Genomic DNA, 9,868 nt, shown 5'->3' with positions numbered 1-9,868 from the left:
CCGTCCCCCCCCGTGGGGGGGGGGGGCGGGGTGGGGGGCGTGTCGTGGGGGGGGGCGGGCCAACGGGCCGCGGGGGGGGTTTTGCCCGGTTCATGCGCCCCCCCGGCGGCCGTCCCTCAGGCCTGAGCGGCCCACCACTCCTTGAGCGCGACGACGGCGGCGTCACGCCCCATCGGGCCGTTCTCCAGCCGCAGCTCCAGCAGGAAGGCGTAGGCCTTGCCGATCACCGGGCCCGGGCCGACGTCCAGCACCTGCATGATCTCGTTGCCGTCCAGGTCGGGCCGGATCGCGTCCAGCTCCTCCTGCTCCTGCAGCTGCGCGATGCGCTCCTCCAGCCCGTCATAGGTCCGGGAGAGGGCGTTGGCCTTGCGCTTGTTGCGGGTGGTGCAGTCGGAGCGGGTCAGCTTGTGCAGGCGCTCCAGCAGCGGACCGGCGTCGCGGACGTAGCGCCGCACCGCGGAGTCGGTCCACTCGCCGTCGCCGTAGCCGTGGAAGCGCAGGTGCAGCTCCACCAGCCGGGACACGTCCTTGATCATGTCGTTGGAGTACTTCAGCGCGGTCAGCCGCTTCTTGGTCATCTTCGCGCCCACCACCTCGTGGTGGTGGAAGGAGACGCGGCCGTCGCTCTCGAAGCGGCGGGTGCGGGGCTTGCCGATGTCGTGCAGCAGGGCCGCGAGCCGCAGCACGAGGTCCGGGCCGTCCTCCTCGAGGGCGATCGCCTGCTCCAGCACGATCAGCGAGTGGTCGTAGACGTCCTTGTGCCGGTGGTGTTCGTCACTCTCCAGCCGGAGCGCGGGCAGCTCGGGAAGGACCCGGTCCGCCAGCCCCGTGTCCACCAGCAGGCCCAGGCCCCGGCGCGGGTTGGCCGACAGGACCAGCTTGTTCAGCTCACCCTGGACCCGCTCCGCCGAGACGATCTCGATGCGATCGGACATCGCCTTCATGGCCGCCACGACCTCCGGGGCGACCTCGAAGTCCAGCTGTGCCGAGAACCGCGCCGCCCGCAGCATCCGCAGCGGATCGTCGGAGAAGGAGTCCTCCGGGGTCCCGGGGGTGCGCAGCACACCGGCGGCCAGGTCCTCCAGGCCCCCGTGCGGGTCGATGAACTCCTGCTCGGGCAGGGCCAGGGCCATGGCGTTGACCGTGAAGTCGCGCCGGACCAGGTCCTCGTCGATCGAGTCGCCGTAGGAGACCTCGGGCTTGCGCGACGTGCGGTCGTAGGCCTCCGAGCGGTACGTCGTCACCTCGATCTGGAAGTTCCGCACGACGTCCCCGACGCGGGCGCTCTTCTGCGCCCCGACGGTGCCGAAGGCGATGCCCACGTCCCACACCGAGTCGGCCCACGGCCGGACGATCTTCAGCACGTCCTCGGGGCGGGCATCGGTGGTGAAGTCGAGATCGTTGCCGAGACGCCCGAGCAGCGCGTCGCGGACGGACCCACCGACCAGGGCGAGGCGGAAGCCCGCCTCCTGGAATCGGCGGCCGAGCTCGTCGGCGACAGGGGCGACCCGCAGCAGTTCACTGACCGCGCGGCGCTGCACCTGACTCAGGGCACTGGGGGTGTCTTCGTTGGCGTTCGGCACAACAGAAAAGGGTACGTGCCCGGCCCACCAGGGGCCGCCTCGTTTTGCGCGACCCCGGTACCCGGCCGCCCCGGGGCCGAACCGATCATGTGGAGCAAGGCGCGGCACTCGCACACAGCGGGCCTCGTTACCATGCGTGGACGCACAAAAGACGAGCACTGACACTTCGAGGAACGGGCTAGCGCGTGGCCGAGGCGGCAGACATCCAGGGGGCGTCCCCCGCTCCTGTCCGGCGCCGCTGGCTGCGGCGCGCGATCGTCCTGCTCGCCGGGACGCCCGTGATGGCCGCCCTCGTCTACTCCCCGGCCCCCCGGGCCCAGGCCGTCCAGGCGACCGGCGTGGACGTCCAGCTGACCTCCATGGCCCCCGCAGCCCCGGTCAAGGGCGACACCCTGACCATCACGGGGACCGTGGTGAACACCGGCTCCGAGACGATCAACGACGCGCACGTCGGCCTGCGGGTCGGGCCCGCGCTCGCGGACCGGGCGTCGATCGACGAGGCGGCGGAACGCAACGGCTTCCGGGCCGGCGCCGACCCGGGCGAGATCGATCCGGCCTACGCCGTGAAGATCGCCTCACTGCCGTCGAAGGTCCGCCAGGAGTTCACCCTGAGCGTCCCGGTGAACAAGCTCGAACTGGACAAGGACGGGGTCTACCAGCTCGGCGTCTCCCTGTCCGGGGCAACCGAGAGCCGCCCGTCCGAACAGGTCCTCGGGATCAAGCGGACCTTCCTGCCCTGGCAGCCGGAAGCCGCCTCCAAGCGCTCCCAGATCACGTACGCGTGGCCGCTGATCTCCACCACCCGCGTGACCGCGGAGACCGGCTCCGACGAGCTGCAGACCCCCGTCTTCCTCGACGAATCGCTCGCCGAAGAGCTCAAGCCCGGCGGCCGCCTGGAGCAGATGGTCGCCCTCGGCAAGGACCTGCCGATCACCTGGGTCATCGACCCCGACCTGCTCTACACGGTCGACGCGATGACCAAGGGCTACCGGGTCCGCAGCCCGGGCGGCAAGCCCGTCCAGGGGAAGAACAGGGCCGTCGCCGAGCAGTGGCTGAACTCCCTGGAAGCGGCCGTCCAGGGCAAGAAGGTCGTCGCCCTGCCCTACGCCGACCCCGACCTCGCCTCCCTCGCCCACCACGGCAAGGACGTCTCGGGCACCCTGGGCCAGCTGCGCCCCGCCACCGACAAGGCGAAGCAGGCCGTCGAGACCGTGCTGCACGTCCCGGCGTCCACCGACTTCTCCTGGCCCGTGGACGGCGCCATCGACCCCTCGATCGTCAACGTCGCCACCTCGGCCGGCGCCCACAACGTCCTCACCCGCAGCGACAGCCTCGTGGAGAGCGGAGCGCTCGGCTACACGCCCTCGGCCGCCCGCCCCATCGGCGCCGGCACCACGGCCGTCGTCGCGGACGCCGATCTGTCCACCGCCTTCGAGGGCGACATGCTGAACGCCGGGTCCGCCACCCTGGCCGTGCAGCGGTTCCTCGCCCACAGCCTCGCCCTCAACCTGCAGAAGACCGACGAGCAGCGCAGCTTCGTCGTCGCCCCGCAGCGGATGCCCACCGTCAGCCAGGTGCAGACGATGGCCGCGGCCGTACGCGGGCTCCAGGCGGGCCGCTGGACGCAGCCCGGGGACCTCGAGGCCGCGGCCGCCGCCAAGCCGGATCCCGGCGCCGCCACCCAGGTGCCGGGTGCCGGCCAGTACCCCGAGGCCCTGCGCAAGCAGGAGATGCCGGTGTCGGCCTTCGAGAAGATCCGCACCACGCAGACCACCCTCGACCACTTCAAGGTGATCCTGGCCGCGCCCGACCGCGTGGAGATCCCCTTCGGCAACACCACCAACCGGGAGATGTCCACCTCCTGGCGCGGGCGTCCCGAGGAGGCTCGCCTCTACCGGGACCAGGTGCAGGAGTACCTGATCGGTCTCACCGAGAAGGTCAAGGTCATCCCCAAGTCCGACGCCACCCTGTCCGGACACAGCGCCACCATCCCGGTCAGCGTCCAGAACAGCCTGGTCCAGGACGTCCACAACCTGGTCCTGCGGGTGAAGTCCGGCAACCCGACCCGCCTGATGTTCGGCGACAGCGGCCAGGCCGAGCAGCCGGTGACCGTCCAGGGCGACCACACCCAGACGTTCAAGTTCCCGGCCAACGCCAACGCGAGCGGTCCGGTCGAGGTCACGGCGCAGCTCTTCACCAAGAACGGCGTCCCCTACGGCAAGGAACGACGGTTCACCGTCGAGGCCACCGAGATCACCCCCACCGTCATGCTCGTGATCGCCGGCGGTGTGCTCCTCCTGGTCCTGGCAGGCATCAAGATGTACGCCAGCCGCAAGCGCGTCGCGGCCCGTGCAGCCGCCGAGGAGAGCACGCAGCCGAGTGACGAGTCCCCGGACACCGGACCGCAAAGCACCGAGGGGTCCGGCACGGGTGAGACAGTGGACCGTTGAGCGATGCCGTGGCCGGTCGGCCTGGGGACGATGAGGTGGGGTTTCGATGAACGCGCCGTACGACGGTGACCGCGCGCAGGGCACTGGTGGGCCTGCGCCCTCCCAGGGCACTGCCCCGGGCACCCCGGTGCCCGGGCAGGTTCCCGCGCCCGCGCCGGACCGCGACCCGTATGTCCAGGACGCCTACGACTACGACCCGTACCGGTCCCAGGACCTGTCCGCCCAGGACCCCGTCGCCGAGGTGCTCTACGACCGCGCCTCGCACCCGCCGCCGCCGCCCGGCACCTACCAGGAGCCCGGCCCGCTCTACGCGGCGCCGACCGCCCCCTCGTACTCTCCCGACCCGCGCGTCTGGGCCCAGACCCCGCCGCCCGAGCCGGACGGTCCCTCGCGCCACCTGCCGTACGGCGACCACGCCACCACGACCCAGTTCGTCGGCGTCGACTCCCTCGTCACGCAGGCCTCGGAGGACCAGCCGGAACCCGATGCCTTCGCGCACCTCTACCGGGACCAGGAGGCGGCCCCCCGCACCCCCGTCGAGGAGGCTCCCGTCGCGGCGCCGGCACCGAGCAAGCCGGCCGGGCGCGCCTCCAGCCTCCTGAAGTCCAGCGCGCTCATGGCCGCGGGCACGATCGTCTCGCGCATCACCGGCTTCGGACGCACCCTGGTCATCGCCGGCGCGATCGGCGTCGGCACCTTCAACGACACGTACCAGATCGCCAACACGCTGCCCACGATGATCTACGTGCTGGTCGGCGGCGGCGCCCTGAACGCCGTCTTCATCCCGCAGCTGGTCCGGGCGATGAAGAACGACGACGACGGCGGAGAGGCGTACGCCAACCGGCTGCTGACCCTCGTCGTGGTCCTGCTGGCCGCCATCACCACCATCTGCGTCCTGGCCGCACCGGTGTTCATCACGATGATGTCGCCGAAGATCGCCTCCGACCCGCAGCAGATGGAAGTGGCCGTCGCGTTCGCCCGCTACTGCCTGCCCACCATGTTCTTCATGGGCGTCCACGTGGTCCTCGGTCAGATCCTCAACGCCCGCGGCCGGTTCGGCGCGATGATGTGGACCCCGGTCCTCAACAACATCGTCGTCATCGCCACGTTCGGCGCCTTCATCTGGGCCTTCGGCGGCTTCACCACCTCCGGCGTCAACGCCACCACCGTCACCCCCGAGGGCGTGCGCCTGCTGGGTATCGGCACGCTGCTCGGCCTCACCGTCCAGGCCCTCGCGATGCTGCCGTACCTGCGCGACGCGGGCTTCAAGCCGCGCCTGCGCTTCGACTGGAAGGGCCACGGCCTCGGCAAGGCCGCCGGCCTGGCCAAGTGGACGTTCTTCTTCGTCCTCGCCAACCAGGCCGGCCTCGTGGTCGTCACCCAGCTCGCCACCTGGGCCGGGTCCATCGCCGAGAAGCAGGGTCACCCGGGCACCGGCTTCACCGGCTACCAGTACGCGCTGCTGCTGTGGCAGATGCCGCAGGCGATCATCACCGTCTCCGTCATGACGGCCGTCCTGCCGCGCATCTCCCGTTCCGCCCACGACGGGGACGCCGCCGCGGTCCGCGACGACATCTCCTACGGGCTGCGCACCTCGGCCGTCGCGATCGTGCCGTGTGCCTTCGCGTTCCTCGCGCTCGGCGTGCCGATGGCCACCCTGCTCTACGCCGGCTCGGGCTCCGGCGCCCAGAACATCGGCTACATCCTGATGGCCTTCGGCCTCGGCCTGATCCCCTACTCCGTCCAGTACGTCGTCCTGCGCGGCTTCTACGCCTACGAGGACACCCGGACGCCCTTCTACAACACCGTCATCGTCGCCGCCGTCAACGCGGCGGTCTCGGCGGCCTCCTTCTTCGTGCTCCCCGCCCGCTGGGCGGTCGTCGGCATGGCCGCCGCCTACGGGCTCGGCTACACCGTCGGCGTGGGCGTCGCCTGGCGCCGTCTCAAGACCCGCCTGGGCGGCGACCTCGACGGCGCCCACGTGATGCGCACCTACGCGCGCCTCACGGGCGCCTGCGTCCCCGCCGCCGCGGTGGCGGGTGCCGCCGCCTACGGTGTCACCCAGTGGCTGGGCAGTGGAGTCGCCGGTTCCGCCACCGCCCTCGTGGCCGGAGGCATCGCCCTGGCGGCCGTGTTCCTCATCGCCGCCAAGCGGATGCGGATCGAAGAGCTCAACGCGATGGTCGGAATGGTCCGCGGACGTTTGGGGCGCTGATGCGCACAACCGTCGCCCCCGTTCGTGTGTCGTGCATAGCGTCGGACTGTGGGCACAATTGGCATGGCTTCGCAGACTGGCCTACAGCGCGCAACGGATGGGGAGGCAGGAACGACGGTGGCGGAACGTAGCACGGCTGCCGTCGACGTGGCCGACAACGGCGGCGATGAGCCGCTGGCCGCTCAGGCGGCAAAGGCCACGTCCGACGGGGTGGACACCCAGAACGGACGAGCCGCGGACGGACCCATGCCCGACAAGGACGGCGAACGCACGAAGGCGGCCCCCGCGGCCGCGCCCGAACTCCACAGCGGCCACAAACTCGCCAGACGCTACCGGCTGGAAGAGTGCGTCACCCGCGTGGACGGATTCAGCAGCTGGCGCGCGATGGACGAGAAGCTGCGGCGTGCCGTGGGCGTCCACCTGATGCCCGCCGACCACGCGCGGGCACGCTCCGTCCTGGCTGCCGCGCGCTCCTCCGCCCTGCTCGGCGACCCCCGGTTCGTCCAGGTCCTCGACGCCGTGGAGGAGAACGACCTCGTCTACGTCGTCCACGAGTGGCTGCCCGACGCCACCGAGCTGACCGCACTCCTCGCCGCGGGCCCCCTGGAGCCCCACGAGGCCTATCAGCTCGTCAGCCAGATCTCCCAGGCCATGGCCGCCGCGCACCGCGAGGGCCTGGCCCATCTGCGGCTGACGCCCAGCGCGATACTGCGCACCTCCTCGGGCCAGTACCGCATCCGCGGCCTCGCCGTGAACGCCGCCCTGCGCGGCATCACCAGCGAGACCCCGCAGCGCGCCGACACCGAGGCCATCGGCGCCCTCCTGTACGCCGCCCTCACCCAGCGCTGGCCGTACGAGAGCGACGCCTACGGCCTCACCGGCCTGCCCAAGGGCGTGGGCCTGATCGCCCCCGACCAGGTGCGCGCCGGCGTCCACCGGGGCCTGGGCGAACTCGCCATGCGGGCGCTCGCCAACGACGGGGCCACCGCCTCCCGCCAAGAGCCCGCCTGCACCAGCCCCGAGGAGCTGGCCAAGGCCGTCGCCGCGATGCCCCGCATCCGGCCGCCGGAGCCGGCCTTCACCCCGCCGCCCGAGTACCAGCACACCACGTACCAGCAGGGCAGCTACGGCCGTCCGCCGACTCACCCCGGCGGGCCGGCCACCCGTCCCGTCGCCGTTCCGCCGCCCCCGCTGCAGAGCCGCACCGGTCGCGTCCTGAAGTGGGGTGTGGCCGCCCTGCTCATCGCCGCTCTGGGCCTGGGCAGCTGGCAGCTCGCCGACACCCTCCTGGACCGCGTCAAGGGCGACAGCGGCAGCCCCAACAACTCGCAGTCCACCAAGACGAAAGAGGACGAGAAGAAGCCGAAGGAGAGCAAGCCGCTGCCCATCACCGGCGCCTCCGTCTTCGGCAAGCAACCGATCAAGGCCGACGACGCCGACAAGACCATCGACGGCAAGCACGACACCGCGTGGGTCACCAAGATCTTCTACGGCTACGAGGGCAAGTTCGGCAACCTGCCCGACTATGACGACGGCAGCGGCATCATCGTCGACCTCGGCAGCGTCCAGGACGTGACGGGCATCGACGTGGACATGCGCAGTGCGGGGCACAAGGTCGAGGTCCGCGCCGCAGCCCCTGAGGCCACCTCGCCGCGCGGCATCTCCGACTTCTCCCAGGAGCTCGTGAAACTGGGCAACACTGGGAAGAAACTTGAGGCCACGCGGGACACTCCGATCAAGACCCGCTTCGTGCTGGTGCACATCACCGCACTGCCCTCCGAGGGCGGCGACGGCTTCCGCGGTGGCATCAACGAGATCAAGGTGCTCGGCACGGCCGAGTAGGGCCGCGCCGCCGCACACGGGACCGCTGCGCCGGCTGCGCAGCGGTCCCTCGTATTCAGCCCGCCCAAGCCGTAATCTCCCTCCGGGAGGCGAGGTGTGATGCACGACGCGACGACCGGCGAAGCCAGTGACGCGGACCTGCTGGCCCGGCACGTGGCCGGCGACCCCGATGCGTTCGGGGAGATCGTGCGGCGGCACAGGGACCGGTTGTGGGCCGTGGCCCTGCGGACCCTCGGCGACCGCGAGGAGGCCGCTGACGCCGTGCAGGACGCCCTGGTCTCCGCCTACCGGGCCGCCCACACCTTCCGCGGGGAATCCGCCGTCACCACCTGGCTGCACCGCATCACCGTGAACGCCTGCCTCGACCGTGCCCGCAAGGCCGCGACCCGCAGGACCTCTCCGATCGACGACACGGACCGCCTGGAGCGGCTCCTGGAGCCCCACGAGTCCGCCGAGGCCCCCGCGGAGCGCCAGGACCTCCACCGCCAGCTCCTGGCCGCCCTGGGCACCCTCCCGGCCGACCAGCGGGCCGCGCTCGTCCTCGTCGACATGCAGGGATACCCCGTCGCCGAAGCCGCCCGCATCCTCGAGGTGCCCACCGGCACCGTGAAAAGCCGGTGCGCCCGCGGCCGGGCGAAACTCGTCCCCCTCCTCACTCATCTGCGCACGAATGCCGGGGATAACACCGCCGTCGAGCGGGGAAGGAACCGGACGCCGGGTCCACCCGTCCCACCAGCGGCAGGACCCAGGCATCCAGACCCAGACGCTGTGAAGGGCGGAGGTGGACGACCGTGAGCCCCACAACCGGCACGACCGGCACGATCCGGCACCCGGACGTCTCGGAGATCTCCGATCTGACCGAAGGCCTCCTCTCCCCGTCCCGGACCGCCGAAGTCCGCCGTCATCTCGATGACTGCGCCCTGTGCGCCGACGTCCGCGCCTCCTTGGAGGAGATCCGCGGGCTTCTCGGCACCCTCCCGGGCCCGGCCCGGATGCCCGCCGACATCGCCGGCCGCATCGACGCGGCCCTCGCCGCCGAGGCCCTCCTCGACGCGACCCAGCCCCGGGTGCAGGCCGCACCGGCGGCCCGTCCGCGCACGCCGGACCGCGATGTTTCACGTGAAACATCGCCCGCCGGTCACCCGACCGGCCCAACCGGCCCGGGCAGACGCCGTGCCCGCCGCCGGATCGCCGTGCTCTCGGGCCTGGCCGGCGCCGCCGCCTGCGCCCTCGGCCTCTTCCTGTTCGGCGACTTCACCGGCACCCCCGCCAGTGACACCGCCGCCCGCGGCGACGCCTCGGACTCCGCCGCCCAGCCGCCCGGGGCCGCCTCGGCCGACGGCGCCTACACCGCACAAGGGCTCCAGGACAGCGTGCGGCAGCTCATCACCACCGCACCGGGCGCCAAGACCACCCCGGGGGAGCAGAACAACACGTACGGCATGGAGAACACCGCTCCCGGAGTCGCCCCCGGAGACAAGCGGGCGGCACCTCTCGTCCCCGCCTGCGTCCAGAACGCCACCGGCCGCCCGGACTCCCTGCTCGCCTCCGAGCGCGGCACCTATCAGGGCACCGCGGTGTACCTCCTCGTCCTGCCGCACCCGTCCGACTCCTCGCGCGTGGACGCCTACCTCGTCGACACGGGCTGCGAGAACACCGGCTCCGCCGCCCCCGGAAAGGTCCTCCTGACCCGTACCTACCCCCGGGCCTGACACGTTCAGGTCGGCGGTGGGCGGGTGGGGAATGCATGCGCCGTAGGATCCGTTGGGTGGGGTGAG

The 9,868-nt window shown here is 71.8% G+C and carries 6 protein-coding genes; 5 read left to right on the top strand and 1 reads right to left on the bottom strand.

Annotated features, from left to right (window positions below; genetic code table 11):
• Window positions 1-116: 116 nt before the first annotated feature.
• A complete protein-coding gene (locus tag ACIPYQ_RS18745) occupies window positions 117-1,583 on the bottom strand; it encodes a CCA tRNA nucleotidyltransferase (RefSeq protein ID WP_401252339.1) in 1,467 nt (488 codons plus the stop codon).
• A 185-nt stretch (window positions 1,584-1,768) separates the two neighbouring features.
• Here ACIPYQ_RS18745 and ACIPYQ_RS18740 point away from each other — a divergent pair, with 185 nt between their 5' ends.
• The 5 genes from ACIPYQ_RS18740 (at window position 1,769) to ACIPYQ_RS18720 (ending at window position 9,802) form a co-directional block, all read left to right on the top strand.
• Complete coding sequence (locus ACIPYQ_RS18740) at window positions 1,769-4,033, top strand: DUF6049 family protein (protein ID WP_401252336.1); 2,265 nt, start codon at window positions 1,769-1,771, stop codon at window positions 4,031-4,033.
• Window positions 4,034-4,079: 46 nt separating this feature from the next.
• Entirely contained in the window at window positions 4,080-6,248 is a 2,169-nt protein-coding gene (gene murJ / locus ACIPYQ_RS18735) for a murein biosynthesis integral membrane protein MurJ (RefSeq protein WP_401252333.1), read from the top strand.
• 117 nt (window positions 6,249-6,365) lie between these two features.
• Window positions 6,366-8,090, top strand: coding sequence for a protein kinase family protein (locus tag ACIPYQ_RS18730; protein WP_401252330.1), 1,725 nt, complete (start codon window positions 6,366-6,368; stop codon window positions 8,088-8,090).
• 99 nt (window positions 8,091-8,189) lie between these two features.
• Window positions 8,190-8,885: an RNA polymerase sigma factor SigM gene (sigM, locus tag ACIPYQ_RS18725; RefSeq protein ID WP_401252328.1), complete on the top strand. Its 696-nt coding sequence runs from the start codon at window positions 8,190-8,192 to the stop codon at window positions 8,883-8,885.
• Entirely contained in the window at window positions 8,882-9,802 is a 921-nt protein-coding gene (locus ACIPYQ_RS18720; RefSeq protein ID WP_401252325.1) for an anti-sigma factor family protein, read from the top strand. Before sigM ends, ACIPYQ_RS18720 begins: the two co-directional genes overlap by 4 nt.
• Window positions 9,803-9,868 lie beyond the last annotated feature (66 nt).

The sequence above is a fragment of the Streptomyces sp. NPDC090045 genome (assembly GCF_044747975.1).
Taxonomy (GTDB): domain Bacteria; phylum Actinomycetota; class Actinomycetes; order Streptomycetales; family Streptomycetaceae; genus Streptomyces.
The sequence above is the reverse complement of the archived record's forward strand: the minus strand, read 5'-3'. Positions and strand labels throughout refer to the sequence as shown.